This window comes from Streptomyces sp. NPDC024632 (assembly GCF_055559175.1).
In genome coordinates this window covers 304137-322228 of the sequence record NZ_JBVHLD010000011.1, presented here as the reverse complement: position 1 = coordinate 322228, position 18092 = coordinate 304137, and the positions used below count along the sequence as shown (strand labels likewise).

Here is an 18092-nt window from a genome sequence, read left to right as displayed (position 1 = left end):
CCACAAGGGAAAAAAAAGGTTCTGGGGAACAAAAACGGCACCCTAACCAGCTCCCAGGGTTCTTGCGCCCTCCGGTCGCCTTTGCCCCGCCGGTTTCCTCCCGCCGGGGGGGGGGGGGGGGGGCCCCCCCCCCCAGGACTCAGACACGAGCCGTATGGGCTAGCTGACGTTGACCGCCGCGTCGTCGATCAGGAACGACGTCGCGAGGGAGGCGTCCTCGGTGCCGGTGAACTTCAGGCTGACGGTCTGGCCCTTGTAGGAGGACAGGTCGACCGAGCGCTGGACGTAGCCGGTGCCCTTGTTGACGTTGGAGTAGGTGACCAGGGTCGTGCTGCCCGCCGTGAGGGTGAGCTTGTCGTACGCCGTGGTCGTGGAGGTCTCCTGGCTGCTGATGTAGAGCCAGTAGGTGAAGGTGGCGCTGGTGCACGAGGCGGGGATCGTGACCGACTGGGCGAGCGTGTCGGTGTGCGTGGTCCCGTAGCCGTTCAGCCACGCCTTGTACGAGCCGCCGTGGGACGCGGCGCCGGTGCTGTTGTCGATCACGCCCGACGTCGTCGTCCAGCCGGTGTTGCCGCTCTCGAAGCCCGGGTTGGTCAGGAGCTGCGCCGCGGTGCAGCCGCCGCCGCCCGCGCTGGTGACCGTCCAGGTGAAGGTGGCCGTACCGGTGGCGTTGGTGGAGTCCTTCGCCGTGACCGTCACGCTGGAGCTGCCGGTCGCGGTCGGGGTGCCCGAGATCAGGCCGGTGGAGGCGTTGATCGACAGACCGGCCGGCAGGCCCGTCGCGGTGTAGGTCAGCGCGCCGCCGTTGGTGGTGCTCGCCTGGATCTGGAGGCTGGCCGCCGTGTTCACCACGGTGGACTTGGCGCCCGGGTTGGTGACGGTGACGCCGCTGGGCGTGGTGACCCGGCTGCCGACGTTGATCGCCGCCCAGGTGTTGGCGACCGTGTTGTACGTGGCGCTGTTGGCGCCCCACAGGTCGGCCGCCGCGAGCAGCGACTGGGTGCGGGCCGACGCGTAGTTGGTGGTCGAGGTGAAGCGCTCGGTGAGCGCCTTGTACCAGAGCTTGAGGGCGTTGTCCCGGCCGATGCCGGGCACCGACAGACCGTCGGAGGTCGGGCTGTTGTAGCTCACACCGCCGATGACCTTGGCGCCGCTGCCCTCGGAGAGCAGGTAGAAGAAGTGGTTGGCCGGGCCCGACGAGTAGTGCACGTCGAGGCCGCCCAGGCTGGAGGACCAGTAGTCCTTCGAGCCGCCGTCCTTGCTCGGCTGGTCCATGTACCGCAACGGCGTGCCGTTGCCGTTGATGTTGATCTTCTCGCCGATGAGGTAGTCACCCGGGTCGGAGGTGTTGTTGGCGTAGAACTCCACGCCGGTGCCGAAGATGTCCGAGGTGGCCTCGTTCAGACCGCCGGACTCACCCGAGTAGTTCAGCCCCGCGGTGTTGGAGGTGACGCCGTGGCTCATCTCGTGGCCCGCGACGTCGAGCGCGGTCAGCGGGTGCGTGTTGCCGCTGCCGTCGCCGTACGTCATGCAGAAGCAGGAGTCGTCCCAGAAGGCGTTGACGTAGCTGTTGCCGTAGTGGGCGCGGGAGTACGCGGCCACACCGTCGCCGCGTATGCCGCTGCGGCCGAAGGTGTTCTTGTAGAAGTCCCAGGTCTCCTGGGCGCCGTAGGCCGCGTCCACACCGGCGGTGGTGGCGGTCGACGGGTTGCCGTCGCCCCACGTGTCGCTGGACTGCGAGAACAGCGTGCCGGTGCCGGAGGTGCCGTGGTTGAGGTTGTACGTCTTGTGGCCGCCGCGCCCGCCGTCGGTCAGCGTGTACGTCGATCCGGACTGCGTGGTGCCGATGGTGACCTGGCCGCTGTACTCACTGTTGCCGATGCCGGTCTCGATGCCCTGGTACTCGTACAGGCGGTTGCCGGTGCTCGCGTCGGTGATGACGTGGAGCTGGTTCGGCGTGCCGTCCTCCTGGAAGCCGCCGATGACGGACTCCCAGGCCAGTACGGGCGTACCGGACGCGGCCCAGATGACCTTGTGCGGCGCGCCGACCGCGGCCGGGGAGGCCGCGCCGTCCGCCTTCGCGCGGGCGAGCGCCGTGGTCTTCGCCGAGTCCGCGCTCTTGACCGCGGTCGTGCTGGCCACCGCCACCGAGGCGTTGGTCGCCTTGTCGACACCGGTGGTCGCCCCTGCGGCGTCCTGGTGCACGATCAAGTCGCCGCCGAGGACCGGCAGGCCCTGGTACGTACGCTCGTAGCGGGTGTGGACGGTGCCGTCGGTGTCCTTGGTGACGGACTTGACGACCAGCTTCTCACCCGAGCTCAGGTGCAGCGAGGACGCGGTGGCCGCGCTCTTGGTCTGCGCCTGCGAGACGAGGGTGGCCTGCTGGGCCGGGGAGAGCGATGCGGGCAGCGCACCCGCTCGCGGCTGAACATGTGTACTGGCCTGGGCCGTTGCCTGCCCGGGTACGCCTGCTGAGGCCGTACCCGCGGGCAGTGCGACCGCCAGCATCGCTGCACCGGCAATCAGCACTCCTGCTGCTGTTGCCTTGCGGGGGGATCTGCGCACTCGTCACTCCTTCTGCGGCGACCGCGGATGGGCGGTCGGTGACAGTCCGGACAGGTGGGGTTGGTGATCTGTCCGGGTAGAGCTGTGGCACTGCTGTAGTGCTGTGGCGTTGCTGTGGAACGGGGCACAGAGTGGCATCCTTTACCGGTACATGTCAGTGGCGTGGGGCAAACTTGGCCGAAAACAGTCCGTTGTTCGGTGAGCGGTGTTCGCATAGCGGTCATTTGTCATCGCGGTGTTGCGCGGAGAAGAAGTTTTTCTGCGGGCGAATGGGGTCAAGAGGGGGCCAATCCGGCCCTCTGGATCAGGCGCAGTTGGTGTCCCGGCAATGCGAACCGCCCTTGGCGCGTGGCGCGAAGGGCGGTTCGTTGGCGCGGGCCGGGCGGTGCGGCGCCGCGGGGCGGGGCGGTGCGCCGATCCGGACGGGGTGATTCGCCGACACCAGCGGGGCGGTGCGGCGCCGCGGGCGGGTGCCGCGTCGGCGTGGACGGCCTCGTCGTAGGGGCGCTGACGGTCAGACCAGGCTGTCCCGCCACGCCTGGTGGAGTCCGGCGAAGTGGCCGTCGTCCGCGATGAGTTCGTCCGGGGTGCCGTCCTCGACGATCCGGCCGTCGCGCATGACCAGGACCCGGTCGGCGATCTCCACGGTCGACAGCCGGTGCGCGATGATCACCGCCGTACGCCCGTTGAGCACGGTGTGCATCGCGTGCTGGACGGCCTTCTCGCCCGGCACGTCCAGCGAGGACGTCGCCTCGTCCAGGATCAGCACGCCGGGGTCGGCGAGCAACGCCCGCGCGAAGGCGACCAGTTGGCGCTGGCCCGCGGAGATACGGCCGCCGCGCTTGCGTACGTCCGTGTCGTAGCCGTCCGGCAGCGCCGCGATGAAGTCATGGGCGCCGATGGCCTTCGCGGCGGCCTCCACATCCTCGCGGGAGGCGTCCGGCCGGCCGATCGCGATGTTCTCCGCGACCGTCCCGGAGAACAGGAACGCCTCCTGCGTCACCATCACGACCCCGCGCCGCAGATCGGTCTGCGTGAGATCGCTCAACTCCACGCCGTCCAGCAGCACTCGGCCGCTGGTGGGGTCGTAGAACCTGGCCAGCAGTTTGGCGAGCGTCGACTTGCCCGCGCCGGTCGCGCCCACCACGGCGACGGTCTGCCCCGCGGGCAGCCGCAGCGAGAACCGCGGCAGCACCTCGCCGCCCGTGCGGTACGCGAAGCGCACCTCGTCGAAGACGACCTCGCGGCCCGGCAGTTCGCCCGCCCGCTCCGGCAGCGGCACCGCGCGCTCGGGCGCGGGCTCCGGCACGGTCGGCCGCTGGGCCAGCAGCCCGGCGATCTTCTCCAGTGAAGCCGCCGCGGACTGATAGGAGTTGAGGAACATGCCGAGCCGGTCGATCGGGTCGTAGAGTCGCCGCAGATACAGCACGAAGGCGGCGAGCACACCGAGCGCCATCCCGCCGTCCGCCACCCGGTACGCGCCCCACATCACGATCGCGGCGATCGTGACGTTGGCGATCACGCGGGAGCCGACGACGTAACGCGCCATCTCCAGGATCGCGTCGCCGTTGGCCCGCTCATGGCGGTGGTTCAGTTCGAGGAACGCCTCGTCGTTCGGCTCCTCGCGGCGGAACGCCTTCACCGGGCGGATGCCGTTCATCGTCTCGGTGAACTTCACGATGACGGCCGCGATGGCCGTGGACCGCTTGCGGTAGGCGACCATCGAGCGCCGCTGGTACACGCGGATCGCCACGTACAGCGGGGCGTACGACACCAGGGCCGCCAGTCCCAGCTCCCAGTCGAGGAAGATCAGCAGCGCGGTGATGTAGACCGCCGACAGTACGACCTCGATCAGCTCGTCCAGGCCATCGTTGAGCAGTTCGCGGATCGACTCGACGTCCGAGGTGGAGCGGGAGATCAGCCGGCCCGAGGTGTAGCGCTCGTGGAAGTCCAGGCTGAGGGTCTGGGCGTGCCGGAAGATCCGGCCGCGCAGGTCGACCAGCACGTCCTGGCTGACGCGGGCGGCGACCCGGATGAAGAAGCGCTGGAGCGTGCCGGAGGCGATGCCGCAGCCCATGTAGCCGCAGGCGACCGCGATCAGCGCGCCGTGCCTGCCGTCGCGCACCGCCGGGATGGCGTGGTCGATGGCGTACGCCACCAGGAGCGGGCCCGCCTGCACGGCCGCCTGCTGGACCAGCAGCAGGATCGCGGCCAGCCAGACGCGGGCGCGGTGCGGGCCGAGGAGCGAGCGCAGGAGGGTGAACTGGGCGTTCTTCGGGGCGGGCAGGACGTCTTTGGCGAAGGGGTCGTCGGGCGGGAGCGGCGCGGCGGTGGGCTCGTCGAAGTCGTACTCCTCGATGGCGCCGGCTTCTGTCGCGTCCTCTTTCGCCGCCCTCTCTTTCGTCGAGCCCTGTTCTGTCGAGCCCTGTTCTGTCGCGGAGGTCATCGGGCGTCGCTCCTCTCCCGCGCGGCGGAAGCCTCGTCGGCCTCCCCGGTCCGTTCTTCGGCGCCGTGCTGCTCCGGCAGGTCCGGGTGCCCCTCGGCGTCCGGCTCTTCGTCGGCGCCCGACATCAGGTGGCGGTAGACCGCGCTGTCCCGCAGCAGTTCGGCGTGCGTGCCGACGGCCGTGATCCGGCCGTCCTCCAGCAGCGCCACCCGGTCCGCGAGCATCACCGTGGACGGGCGGTGCGCGACGACCAGCGCGGTCGTGTCGGCCAGCACCTCGCGCAGCGCGGCCTCGACCAGCGCCTCGGTGTGCACGTCGAGCGCCGACAGCGGGTCGTCCAGGACCAGGAACTGCGGGCGGCCGACCACCGCGCGGGCCAGCGCGAGCCGTTGCCGCTGCCCGCCGGAAAGGCTCAGTCCCTGCTCGCCGACCTGCGTGTCCAGGCCCTGCGGCAGCCGCTCCACGAAGCCGCACTGCGCGACGGCCAGGGCTCGTACGATGTCCGCCTCGTCGGCGCCCTCAGGGCCCGCGCCCATCGCCACGTTCTCCCGTACGGTCGCGGAGAACAGCGTCGGCTCCTCGAAGGCGACGGCGAGCAGTTCGCGCAGCCGCTTGACCGGCAGGTCGGCGATGTCCGCGCCGTCCAGGGTGATCCGGCCGCCGGTCGCCTGGTGCAGCCGGGGGAGCAGCGCGGTCAGCGTCGTCTTGCCGCTGCCGGTGGCACCGACCAGCGCCATCGTCTCGCCGGGGCCGATGTGCAGGTCGACGCCCTTGAGGAGGTCGGGGCCCGCGTCGGGGGCGTCGGGGTAACGGAAGCGGACGGCGTGCATGCGCAGGCCGTCGCTCGGCCGTCCGGCTCCGGTGCCGTCCGTCGCACTCGCGGCGCTTCCGTCGTTCTCGCTCCCGCTGGTGCTGCCGGTGCTGCCGGTGCTGCCGGTGCTGCCGGTCCTGCCGCTGCTGTCGGGTTCGGGGGTGTCCATCGCCTCGAAGTACCGGTCGGCGGCGGTGGCCGCCTCGTTGCTCATCGCGAGCAGGAAGCCGATCGACTCGACCGGCCAGCGCAGCGCGAGCGCGGTCGACAGGAACGCCACCAGGGTGCCCGCCGACAGCTTGCCGTCCGCGACCTGGAGCACACCGCACACCAGCGCGGCGCCGATCGCCACCTCGGGCAGCGTCATGATCACGGCCCAGATGTCCGAGAGGAGCCGCGCCTTGCGCATCTCGGTACGCCACAGCCCCCGGGTCTGCGCGCGGAAGGCCCGCGCCTGGCTGCGGTGCCGGCCGAACGCCTTGATGATCCGGATGCCCAGCACCGACTCCTCGACCAGCGTGGCCAGATCGCCCGCCTGGTCCTGAGCGCGGCGGGCGGCCAGCGCGTACCGCGTCTCGAAGACGGAACACATGATCATCAGCGGCACGGCGGGCGCCAGCAGCACCAGGCCGAGCAGCCAGGACTGCGCGAACAGGATCGCGAAGCCGATCAGCACGGTGACGGTGTTGACCACCAGGAAGACCAGCGGGAAGGCGAGGAACATCCGCAGGATCTGGAGGTCCATCGTCGCCCGCGAGAGCAACTGCCCCGACGCCCAGCGGTCGTGGAACTCCACCGGCAGCCGCTGGAGATGCCGGTACAGATCCGCCCGCATCGCCGCCTCGACCCCGGCCAGCGGCCGGGCCACCAGCCACCGCCTGATCCCGAACAGCAGCGCCTCCAGCAGCCCGAGCAGCAGGATCAGCCCGCCGCCCAGCCACACCCCGGCCGGATCGTGGTCCGAGACCGGGCCGTCCACCATCCACTTCAGCACCAGCGGAATCAGCAGCGCCACGCACGACGCGCCCGCGCCCACCACCGCGGACACCCCCAACCGCACCCGCACCGCCCGCACATAAGGCCAAAGGCGCAGCAGCGACCGAATCGCTGATCTCGAACGGACGGCGGGCGCGGGGTCAGTGGTCGTGGCAGACATCCCTCCCGACATTAGGCGCGACCACCGACACCGCTCACCCTGTTTTCCGCCGCGCCCACGCCCCTCCGATCTCTTCCCGCCATGAACTTTCCGGTCCTCAAGGAGTTTTGGGCCCCTCCGAGTGGAGAAGGGAACTGATCTACTTTGCCGTCTCATGAAAGTTTCCATGGCAACCCTTGGTCATTCCATTGCCCCTCCATGACTCAAGGCGCGTCAGGATCACCTCTCGGGCAACTCTTGTCCACTTGAACAACATCTGGGGTGGGGACGCGAGATGGGGTTTGTGGGGGGTAGGCGGCAGCATGCGCGCAGAGCGTGGCTGGCCGCAGTGGCACTGTGCGTGCAGCCGCTGGTCGCGATGGCCGGACACGCGGCGGTTGCGGACGGCAGGCCGACGGTGTCGGACTCATCGGTACAGGACTTGTCGCCGGAGGGGGCGGCGTCCAAACAGGCGATGGAATCGGGCAATCCGGTCGAAGTGGTGTCGGAGACGACGCCGACCGAGAAGGTCACGGCTCAGCCGGACGGCACGTTCAGGCTTGACGCGGACACCACGCCGGTCCGCGCTCGCCAGGGGAACGCGTGGGTGCCCCTCGACACCACGCTGGAGGTCCGGTCCGACCACTCGGTCCGCCCGAAGACCGCGGCTGTGGACATGACGTTCTCCGGCGGCGGCACCGGCCCGCTGGCGACCGTCACGGTGGACGGCAAGTCGTACGGCATCACCGCTCCGTGGACGCTCCCGGCGCCGACCCTGGCCGGGGCCACGGCCACTTACGCCTCCGTGCTGCCCGACGTGGACCTCGTGGTCTCCGCGGTCGCGGACGGATTCGCCGAGAACGTGGTCGTCAAGTCGCGCGCCGCCGCGCAGAATCCGCAGTTGGCGGCCCTCCGGTTTCCCGTCACGCTGAGCGGCCTGACGGTGAGAGCGTCGGCGTCGGGCGGCGCGGCACTGGTAGACGACACGGGACGCCCGGTGTTCACGACCGGAACGGCTCTGCAATGGGACAGCGCACCTCCTGTGCAGACGCCCGGGGTGACGCGGCAGGCGTCGCGTGGCGTCGCGTCCACGGGAACAGCCGTGGCAGACGCCACGAACGACCCCGCGCCGGGGTCCAAGACCGCGGTCATGGATGTCTCGATCGACGGGACGGCGATGACCCTGACTCCGGACCAGGGATTCCTGTCCGACAGCGACACTGTCTACCCGGTGGTGCTCGACCCCCAGACGACCGCCAACCACCTGGCCGGATGGACGTCGTTGTGGTCCAACGGAAGCATGGCCTCAACGTCGTTCTGGAACACGACGCACTCGCTCGGAGTGGGCTACGAGGCCTACGTCGACAACAAGAAGGTCAGGTCGCTCTACCAGTTCGACACGCACGGGGTGGCAGGCAAGAACATCCTCGAAGCCACCTTCACCGCCGAAGAAGTGTGGTCGGCCAACTGCACCCCCATGGAAATCCAACTGTGGCGGACGAGCTCGATCTCGTCATCGACGACCTGGAACAAACCGCCCACCTGGTACGCGCAAGTTGACGCCTTCGCCGCGGCCAAGGGCAGCTCGTCCGGCTGCCCCGGCGGCAACCTGGAGTTTGACGCCACCAAGGCGGTAGCCGCCACGGCGGGCCAGTCGCAGGGGACCACCACTCTTGGCCTGCGCGCCAGCGAGATCGATCCCCTCGCGTGGAAGCAGTTCGCGTCGCCCAAGGACACCAAGCCGACGTTGTCGGTCACCTTTGTCTCCGCCCCCACCGAGCCCACGGGCCTGAGGATGGCCGACCCGAGTGTGGGCTGCGCCGACGCAGCACACCCGGCGATCATTCGCACCGCGACGCCGAGGCTGTCGGCGGCTCCGAAGTCGTCGGACGGATCGCAGGCGACGCTGCGACCCAACTTCGTCGTGCAGACCGCGGCCGGTGTCCTGGCCGCCAAGGGAAGTCCTTCGACGTGGACGGCCTCAGGCACCGCGGGCAGTTGGACCGTGCCGACCGTGCCGCCGCTCCAAAACAACTCCACTTACCGCTACCAGGCGCGTTCGGAGTACCAGTACAACTGGCAAGGGCACGCCGGTTCCATGTACTCGCCGTGGACGAAGTACTGCTACTTCAGGATCGACACGACCGCGCCCCCGACGCCGACCATCACCCCCACCGCCCCGAGCGGGATCTATCTCGGGTGCGCGACTCCGTCCGCGCCCAAGGACTGTGCCGAGTACGGAGGCGTCGGGGTAGCCGGCGACTTCCTGATCACGGCGGGAGCGACTGATGTACTGACGTACAGGTACCAGTTGAACAACGGGCGGCTGGTGACGAAGACCTTCGCGACGCCTACCTCGACCTTCGCCGTGCGCCTGACCCCCGATGTGCGCGGAGTGAACACGCTCCAGGTGGAGACCGTCGACGCGGCGGGCAACTTCTCGGGCTCCGGGTCCTACAACTTCAAGGTCGCCGCCGGCGCACCTCCCGTGGACTCCTGGTCCTTCGACGAGGGCACGGGCACGACCGCGGCCGACTCCGCGGGCGGCCACACGGCGACGCTCGGTGGCGGCGCCACCTGGTCGAACCGGGCCCGCCTCGGCACGGCGCTGTTCACCAACGGCTCCACCGCGTACGCCACAGCGCCGAGCACCGGTCTCGACACCTCGCACTCGTTCACCGTGGCCGCCTGGGCCGATCTGGTGACCGGTACGCAGAACTCGGTGTTCGTCTCGCAGACCGGGACGAACGGAACCTCGTTCGCCCTGTACTACTCCGCCTCGTACAAGGCGTGGATCTTCAACCGGTACACCGACGACTCCGCGACACCCACGATCGTGCGGTCGGTGTCCACCGCGACACCGGTTCCCGGCGTGCTGACGCACCTGTTGGGTGTGTACGACGAGCAGGCGAAGACGATCCAGCTCTTCGTCAACGGCGTTCCCCAGGGCAGCCCCGTCTCCTTCACCACACCGTGGAAAGCCACTGGGCCGCTCCAGATCGGTCGCAGCCAGATCGGCAGTGTCTACTCCGACTACGCCTCCAGCCGGATCGACGAGGTCACCTTCTGGAATCGCATCCTGGCCGACGAGGAAGTGGCCGACCTCCAGTCCATGGCTGTCGGACCGACCGACTCCGCACGCCCGGCGCTGGTGGCGGACTGGGAATTGAACGAGACGTCGGGCACGACGGCCGCCGACGCCACCACGTACGCGAACACCGGAACACTGGGTGCGGGTGCCACCTGGCAGTACGACGACGCGATGGGCAATGTGCTGCGGCTCAGCGGCGCCGCCACCTCCAATGTGACGTCGTCCGGCGCGACGGTCGATTCGCAGGGCGACTTCACGATCTCCGCGTGGGCACGGCTGGACACGGATTCGCTGGCGAACACCTCGGTGGCGCACACCGTACGGATCGCCGGACAGTCCGGGACCCTGCGTGATTCCTGGGGCCTGTGGTACGTGCAGGCCGCCGGTCAGACCCAGGGGGCGTGGGCCTTCGGACGTACTTCAGCCGATACGACGACTGCCACGACGACGACAGCGCCTAAGGACATGGTGGCGGCGTCCCTCGTCGATCCGGGTGAGTGGACGATGCTCACCGGCATGTACGACGGGGCTCACCACCAGATGTACCTCTTCGTCAACGGAGTCCCTCAAGGCGTGACCGGAACCGACGAGAACTTGAACTCCATCGGCGACGGAACAGAGTTCACCGGTCCGTGGCAGGCCAAGGGCGATTTCTCCATCGGCAGGGGCCGCAACAGCGACGGCTCCTACGGCGGTGCCGTCACCGGCCTCATCAGCAGGGTTCGCGTGTGGACCGGCGTCACCGCGCCGGCCGACATCATGGCCATGATGTTGCGTGACACCGGCGCTTCGGACCCCGGCCAGTGAACCGCGCGCTGTGCGCGCCACCTCTCCATGCACCATCTCGTACCGATGAGGGAAGCGGAGTTCAGTGATGCGCGGCATTGGGGTGGGGACGGCCAAGAACAGGCATGGGCGTCAGCGGCGGCTATGGGTCGTGGCCGCGGTTGTCGGTGCGGTGACCGCCACCGGACTCGGTACGGCGCCGGCGGTGTGGGCGAACGAACACCACGGGCACCGGACGGTGTCGATACCGGAGTCGAAACCCGGCACCGCCGTGCCCTTCCACGCCTCGACGGCGGCGCGGAAGGATCCGGTGGTCGACGCGGCCAAGACCGCCGCGCGCCGGTCGGCGAAGCCGGTCGTATGGCCCACTGACGCCAACGCCACGGTCCGGCTCAAGCGGACGGCGGTGAAGCCCGGCAGTGCTGAATCCGGCACTGCCACGGTGAAGGTCGCACCGCACTCGGCCGCGACCGCCGCGGGCGTCGACGGAGCCCTGCTGTCCGTCACCCGCCCGTCGGGAGCGGTTGGCGCCCAGGTGTCGCTGGACTACTCCGGCTTCGCCGACGCCTACGGAGGCGACTTCGGCTCCCGCCTGACCCTGGTCGAGCTTCCGCCGTGTGCGCTGACCACGCCGGACAAGGCCGAATGCCGCACACGTACTCCGCTCGCGGCACACAACAGCATCTCCGCGCACACACTGTCCGTCTCGATGCCCGCCGCCTCGTCGTCGAACACGGCGCCGTACTCGTCCACCGTCACCGTGCTGGGCGCGACGGCGACCGCGAAGTCCGGCGCGGGCGCGTACACGGCGACCTCCCTGGCGCCCTCCGGGTCATGGAACGCGGGCGGGTCCAGCGGCGACTTCAGTTGGTCGTACGCGATGCAGGCACCTCCCTCCGCCGGGGGACCCGCACCCAGCGTGGCCCTCACGTACGACTCACAGAGCGTGGACGGGCGACTGCCGTCGACCAACAACCAGCCCTCATGGGTCGGAGAGGGCTTCGACCTGCCGACCTCGTACATCGAGCGCTCCTACGACTCGTGCGACGACGACGGGCAGGCGAAGAAGTACGACGAATGCTGGGCGAACGACAACGCCACGCTCGTCCTCAACGGCAAGTCGACGCCGCTGATCAAGGACAAGACCACCGGGCAGTGGCATCCGAAGCAGGACGACGGGGAACGCGTGGTGCGTTCGACCGGCGCGGTCAACGGCGACAACGACGGCGAGTACTGGACCGTCACCACCACCGACGGAAGCCAGTACGTCTTCGGGATGAACCACCTCCCCGGCTGGTCGACCGGCAAGGCGGAGACCAACTCCGCCTGGACCGTCCCGGTGTACGGCGACGACGCGGGCGAGCCGTGCCATGGGAGTGACTTCGCCTCGAGTTCCTGCACCCAGGCGTGGCGCTGGAACCTGGACTACGTCGTGGACACGCATCACAACGCGATGTCGTACTGGTACACCAAGGAGAACAACGCCTACGGCCAGAACGGCACGACCACCGCGACCGGCACGACCTACGTCCGCGGCGGATACCTGGCCCGTATCGACTACGGCATCACCGACACCACGGTCTTCGGGACCGCTGCCGACCAGGTGGTCTTCTCCACGCGCGAGCGCTGCCTGCCGACCGACACCGAGCCCTGCGGGACGCTGAGCCCGACCACGGCCAAGGACTGGCCGGACGTCCCTTTCGACCAGATCTGCAACCTCGGCACGGTCTGCAAGACCACGCCCTCGCCGACGTTCTTCTCCCGTCGGCGCCTGACCGGCGTCACCACCAAGATCTGGGACGCGAGCCTGACGCCGCCCGCCTACCGTGACGTGGACGCGTGGACGCTCGACCAGTCCTTCGCCGACCCCGGTGACGGCACGGCCGCCAGCCTGTGGCTGAACTCCATCACCAGGACCGGCAAGGACGGCACCGCGGTGGCGATGCCACCGGTCACGTTCGGCGGCATTCAGCTTGCCAACCGGGTCGACACCACGCATGACGACATCGCCGCGCTGATCAAGTGGCGAGTCCGCACCATCACCACCGAGACCGGATCTGTCATCACGGTCAACTACTCCGACCCGCAGTGCGTCGTCGGTTCCAACATGCCGTCCGCTCCGGACAGCAACACGAAACTCTGCTACCCGGTGTGGTGGACGCCGCCGTTGATGGCCAATCCACAGTTGGACTACTTCCACAAATACGTCGTTCAGCAGGTCAACGAATCAGACCCGACCGGTGGCGCACCGCTCAAGGTGACGGACTACACCTACAACGGCGACCCGGCCTGGCACTATGTCAGCGATGACGTGGTGGGACCCGACAAGCGCAAGACCTGGTCGGTCTGGCGCGGGTACGGCAGTGTCACCACCACGACGGGCAACGCCCAGTCGACGCGGAGCAAGACCGTCTCCACTTTCTTCCGGGGCATGGACGGAGACAAGAAGGCCGACGGTACGACCCGCAGCGTCAAGGTGACCGACTCCACCGGGACGCAGGTCACCGACTCCGATCAACTCGCCGGAAGCGTCCGCGAGTCGATCACGTACAACGGTTCCGCCGAGGTCTCCGGCACCATCACCGACCAGTGGATCCACCAGACGGCGACGGACGGAACCCGCACCGCGAACTTCGTGCGGTCTTCCGCCGTGCACAACCGCACCGACCGCAGCAGCGGCAGCCCACGTACAACGACGGTGAACACGACGTACGACCCGGACACCGGCGAAGTCACGCAGGTGAACGACCTGGGCGACGACGCGGTGAGCGGCGACGAACAGTGCACCCGCACGACATACGCCGACAACACCACGGCATGGCTCCGAGCGGCACCCGTCCGCGTCGAGACGGTCGCGGTGAGCTGCGGCACCACTCCCAGCCGGCCCGACGACGTGGTCTCCGACGTACGTACCCTCTACGACAACCTGGCGTACGGCACCGCGCCCACCAAGGGCGACGAGACCTCGACGCAGCGGCTCACGTCGTACAGCGGAAGCACCCCCGCCTACCAGACCGTCTCGACCAGCACCTACGACTCCCAGGGCCGGATCCTGTCGGTCACGGACGCAGGCGGGCACGTCACCGATACCTCGTACACGCCCTCCACCGGCGGCCCGTTGACCGGAACAGTGACGCGGGACGCCAAGTTGTACGAGACCACCACCACGTACGACCCGGCCCGCGCCGTGGCCACCGCCGTCGTCGACCCCAACAAGAAGCGCACTGACTACGCCTACGACGCATTGGGCCGCCTCACGGGGATCTGGCTCCCCACCCGCGTCAAGTCCGCCGGCCAGCAGCCGAATCTCTCCTACACCTATGCCTTGTCGCGGACCGCGGCCAGCTACGTCCGTACCGGCAAGATCCGCAATGACGGCGCGTCGTACGACTACACCTACGCCATCTACGACGCGATGCTGCGGCCGCGTCAGTCGCAGACGCCGGCTCCCGGTGGCGGGCGCGTCATCTCCGAGACCAAGTACGACTCGCGCGGACTGTCCATCGAGAACGACGCCGACTACAACGACGGCACGGACGCTTCCGGGACCCTGGTGAACATCACCTCGGTCGAGCCCGCCCAGACGCTGACCACGTACGACGGAGCCGGCCGCCCCACGGCCGCCGACTTCTACGCCAAGGGCACGAAGAAGTGGACGACCAGCACCGTTTACGGCGGTGACCGCACCACCGTCATACCGCCCAACGGCGGAGTCGTCACGACGACGCTGACGGACACCCTCGGCCGTACGACCGAGACGCGTCAGTACGACAACGGAACGGCCAGCGGTCCGTACACCTGGATCGACTACGGATACGACGCGAAGAGCCGACTGGTCAAGGTCACGGACAACGGCAACAACGTCTGGACGTACGGCTACGACCTGATGGGTCGCCAGGTCACGAGCACCGACCCGGACGCCGGGCTGACCAGGACCGCGTACAACGACCTGGACCAGATGATCGCGACAACCGACAGCCGCGGCAAGACGCTCAGTTACACATACGACGAACTCGGCCGCAAGGCCGGGATGTTCGACTCCGCCGTCGCGAACCAGAGCGCCGACAACCAACTCGCCAGGTGGACGTACGACACGATCCAGAAGGGCCAGCCGTCCGCTTCCACCCGCTTCGCCAAGGACACCGTCACGGGAGCGACCCTCTCGTACACCTCGCAGGTCACTTCGTACGACAGTCTCTACCGACCCACCCTGACCCGTACCGTCATCCCGTCCGCGACCGGTGAGGAGAAGCTGGCCGGCAACTATGTGGCGAGCGCCAGCTACAACCTGGACGGCACCCTCTACAGCACGTCCGACCCGGCGGCGGGTGGCATACCGGCGGAGTCGCTGATCTACGGCTACAACGAACTGGGCATGCCGAAGAACCTCAACGGCGCCAGCGGCTATGTGCAGAACACCCAGTACACCAAGATCAGCCAGATAGCCCAGATCACTCTCGGTCAGGCGTCCAACGGCACGGCCAAGTGGGTCCAGGAATCCAACACGTACGAGGACGGCACCGGCCGTCTCAATCGACAGTTGATCACCGACGACACGCACACCGCACCCGTCGACGACACGTACTACTCCTACGACGCCGCGGGCAACCCGACCGTCGTCGACTCGAGAGGCGACGCGCTCGACGACACCCAGTGCTACCGCTACGACGGCCACGACCGGCTGACCCAGGCGTGGACGGCCACCAGCGGATGCTCGTCCGACCCGGCCACTGGCGCCCTCGGCGGCCCGGCACCGTACTGGCAGTCCTACACCTATGACGTGCTGGGCAACCGCACGCAACTCGTCCAGCACGGCACCACCACCGGTGCCCCCGACACCACGACGACCTACGCCTACGGAGCCGAGGACGGCTCGCAGCCGCACACCCTGACCAGTTCGAAGACGACCGCGACCGGGCAGCCGGACAAGCAGAGCGCCTACGGCTACGACAACGGGGGCCACACCACCAACCGCACGGTGGACGGTGCTTCCGAGTCCCTGACGTGGGACGACGAGGGCCACCTGGCGCGGGCCGACGACTCCAACGGCTCCTCTGTCTCCTATCTGTACGACGCCGACGGCAACCGGCTGCTGTCCAGGGATTCCTCGGGCACCACGCTGTACCTCGGCGACACCGAGGTGAAGCTCGCCAAGGGCACCACCAGCACGACGGGAACCCGCTACTACGACTGGGCCGGCCAGACCGTCGCCGCCCGCGGCAGTGACGGCTCCTTCCAGTGGATGCTGAACGACGCCCACAACACCGCCACCACCCAGATCGACGCCACCACCCAGACCGCCGTCCACCGCCGGACCGACCCCTTCGGCAACCTGCGCGGCGCCGCTCCCAGCGCCTGGTCCGGCGATCACGGCTTCGTCGGCGGCGTCGAGGACGACACCACCGGCCTGACGCACCTCGGCGCGCGTGACTACGACCCCACGACCGGCCGTTTCATCTCACTCGACCCGGTCCTGGAACTCACCGACCCCCAGCAGATCAACGGCTACAGCTACGCCTCCAGTAACCCCGTCACCGGCAGCGACCCCACCGGTCTGATGAACGGCGACGTCGGCGGCGGCGGAGCCTGCGACGACTCGTGCCAGAAGAACCTCGCCGCTGCTGACAAGCAGTACTCGGGGCAGGGCACTGGCAAGACGAAGAAGCACTGTGGCTTCTGGGACGTCAAGTGCGGTGTCAAGAGCGCCGTCCACAAGGTCAAGCACGTGGTGGAACAGCACCCCGTCATCGCCGCGGTCGTGGCGACCGCCGTCGTGGTGGGAGCCGTCGCCTGTGTCGTGGGCACGGGCGGTGCGTGCGCCGGCGTACTTCTCGCCGCTGCCGAAGGGTTCACCGCGGGTGCCGAATTCGGGGTGACGGCCGCCGTGGTAAGCGGCGCGACAAGTGCTGCCGTGGCTGGTGGTGCGACCATCGCGGCAGAAGTGGCGGTAGCCAGCGTGGCTGCCGCGACCGTGGCCAAAACCACTGAGGTGTTCGCGAAGGAGGACGCCGCGGCCTCGGCCGGAGCGGACTCCGCGGCATCCGCGGCCACGAGCAAGGCGGGGTCGGGTTCGGCCTCCGGCGGTACCAGGGCGGCCGACGCGGCGCCGAAGTCCGGTGCGGGGTGCAAGCTCAGCTTCTCCCCTGCCACTCCCGTGCTCTTGGACAGCGGCAAGTCCAAGCCCATCAATGACATCGCCGTGGGCGACAAGGTGAAGACCGCGGATCCGGACAGCGGCAAGAACGACGGCTCGCACGCGGTCACCGCGACCTGGGTCAATCATGACGACGACCTGGTCGATCTCACCGTTCAGGCTCCCGGTGCCAAGCCCGCCACCATCCACACCACCTCCAAGCACCCCTTCTGGGACGACACCACCCACACCTGGGTCCCCGCGGGCCACCTGAAATCCGGCCACGCTCTCAACACCGACCGCAACCAGCACGTCACGGTCCTCGCCGTCCACACCACCCCGGGCGCGGCCAACCGCTACAACCTCACGGTTGCGAACGTCCACACGTACTATGTGCTGGCGGGGGCTACGCCGGTCCTGGTTCACAACTGCGATGGCGATGTCAGTTGGGTCAATGAGAACGCCAACATGAGTTCCGCGGCGCGCGCTTATGATGCTGGGGCGGCGGGCTCCAGGGCTGGTGTAGCTCCGGCGCTTCAGTACTACAAGGCTGGCGGGAATAGCCTGTCCCAGATCAAGTTTGATGGGTTTGACGCGGCCAATGGAGTAATGATCGACCGAAAGGTAAGCGTCACGACCTTCAACAAGACATACCGACAGGCCACGAATCAATCTCTGGCGCTTGAACAGAACGGTTATACGGGTCGGTGGGAGGTCCCCACTGAAGCGGAGGCTGTGCGGGCTCGAAGGGTCCTCGGCAACCTCCTGATCACCAACATTCGAGTGAGGGTCCTACCCTGATGGACGTTAACAAGGTCCTGGTTCGCGCATTCGTAAGCGTCGTCGTCTCGATCGACTTGACGGACGATGATGATATTGATCCGGATGTTGCAACGGATATTCTTGAACCTGCAGCCGCCCTCTTCCGTGATCTCTCGGAAGAGGGGCGTCGGGATGTTACTTCCATGATTCTTGAGTGCGCTGAACTGGAAGAGAACCCGGAGCGTAAGAGGGCAATTCTGGGGCTTCCGGAAGCTATCGGCCTTCTTGATGAAGACTGATCCAGGGGCGCCTTTCCCGGATCAAGGATGAACGTGCGTGAAGTCCTCCCCGGAACGGCCCAGG

The 18092-nt window shown here is 68.3% G+C and carries 6 protein-coding genes; 3 read left to right on the top strand and 3 right to left on the bottom strand.

Features of this window, described 5'->3' with window-relative positions:
* Nucleotides 1-159 precede the first annotated feature (159 nt).
* The 3 genes from ACZ37P_RS24225 to ACZ37P_RS24215 all read right to left on the bottom strand — a co-directional run bounded on the left by ACZ37P_RS24225 (nt 160) and on the right by ACZ37P_RS24215 (nt 6978).
* Nucleotides 160-2565, bottom strand: a complete 2406-nt coding sequence (locus ACZ37P_RS24225; RefSeq protein WP_467348564.1) for a M4 family metallopeptidase — start codon at nt 2563-2565, stop codon at nt 160-162.
* Between the two features lie 514 nt (nt 2566-3079).
* The gene (locus ACZ37P_RS24220) at nt 3080-5011 is read right to left on the bottom strand and encodes an ABC transporter ATP-binding protein (protein ID WP_467348562.1); all 1932 of its coding nucleotides are present in this window, start codon (nt 5009-5011) and stop codon (nt 3080-3082) included.
* Complete coding sequence (locus ACZ37P_RS24215; RefSeq protein WP_467348560.1) at nt 5008-6978, bottom strand: ABC transporter ATP-binding protein; 1971 nt, start codon at nt 6976-6978, stop codon at nt 5008-5010. The genes ACZ37P_RS24220 and ACZ37P_RS24215 overlap by 4 nt, the downstream gene beginning before the upstream one ends.
* 454 nt (nt 6979-7432) lie before the next feature.
* Here ACZ37P_RS24215 and ACZ37P_RS24210 point away from each other — a divergent pair, with 454 nt between their 5' ends.
* The 3 genes from ACZ37P_RS24210 (at nt 7433) to ACZ37P_RS24200 (ending at nt 18028) form a co-directional block, all read left to right on the top strand.
* Complete coding sequence (locus ACZ37P_RS24210; protein WP_402710958.1) at nt 7433-10855, top strand: LamG domain-containing protein; 3423 nt, start codon at nt 7433-7435, stop codon at nt 10853-10855.
* A 130-nt stretch (nt 10856-10985) separates the two neighbouring features.
* Nucleotides 10986-17768 (top strand): polymorphic toxin-type HINT domain-containing protein, encoded by a 6783-nt coding sequence (locus ACZ37P_RS24205; RefSeq protein WP_467348558.1) that lies wholly within the window; start codon nt 10986-10988, stop codon nt 17766-17768.
* Complete coding sequence (locus tag ACZ37P_RS24200; protein WP_467348557.1) at nt 17768-18028, top strand: hypothetical protein; 261 nt, start codon at nt 17768-17770, stop codon at nt 18026-18028. The genes ACZ37P_RS24205 and ACZ37P_RS24200 overlap by 1 nt, the downstream gene beginning before the upstream one ends.
* The last annotated feature ends 64 nt before the right edge of the window (nt 18029-18092 follow it).

Bases quoted from the DNA above. Each gene is read 5' to 3' on its own strand.
- ACZ37P_RS24220 (WP_467348562.1), bottom strand. From the start codon at position 5,011: ATGACCTCCGCGACAGAACAGGGCTCGACAGAACAGGGCTCGACGAAA.
- ACZ37P_RS24215 (WP_467348560.1), bottom strand. From the start codon at position 6,978: ATGTCTGCCACGACCACTGACCCCGCGCCCGCCGTCCGTTCGAGATCA.
- ACZ37P_RS24210 (WP_402710958.1), top strand. From the start codon at position 7,433: ATGGAATCGGGCAATCCGGTCGAAGTGGTGTCGGAGACGACGCCGACC.
- ACZ37P_RS24200 (WP_467348557.1), top strand. From the start codon at position 17,768: ATGGACGTTAACAAGGTCCTGGTTCGCGCATTCGTAAGCGTCGTCGTC.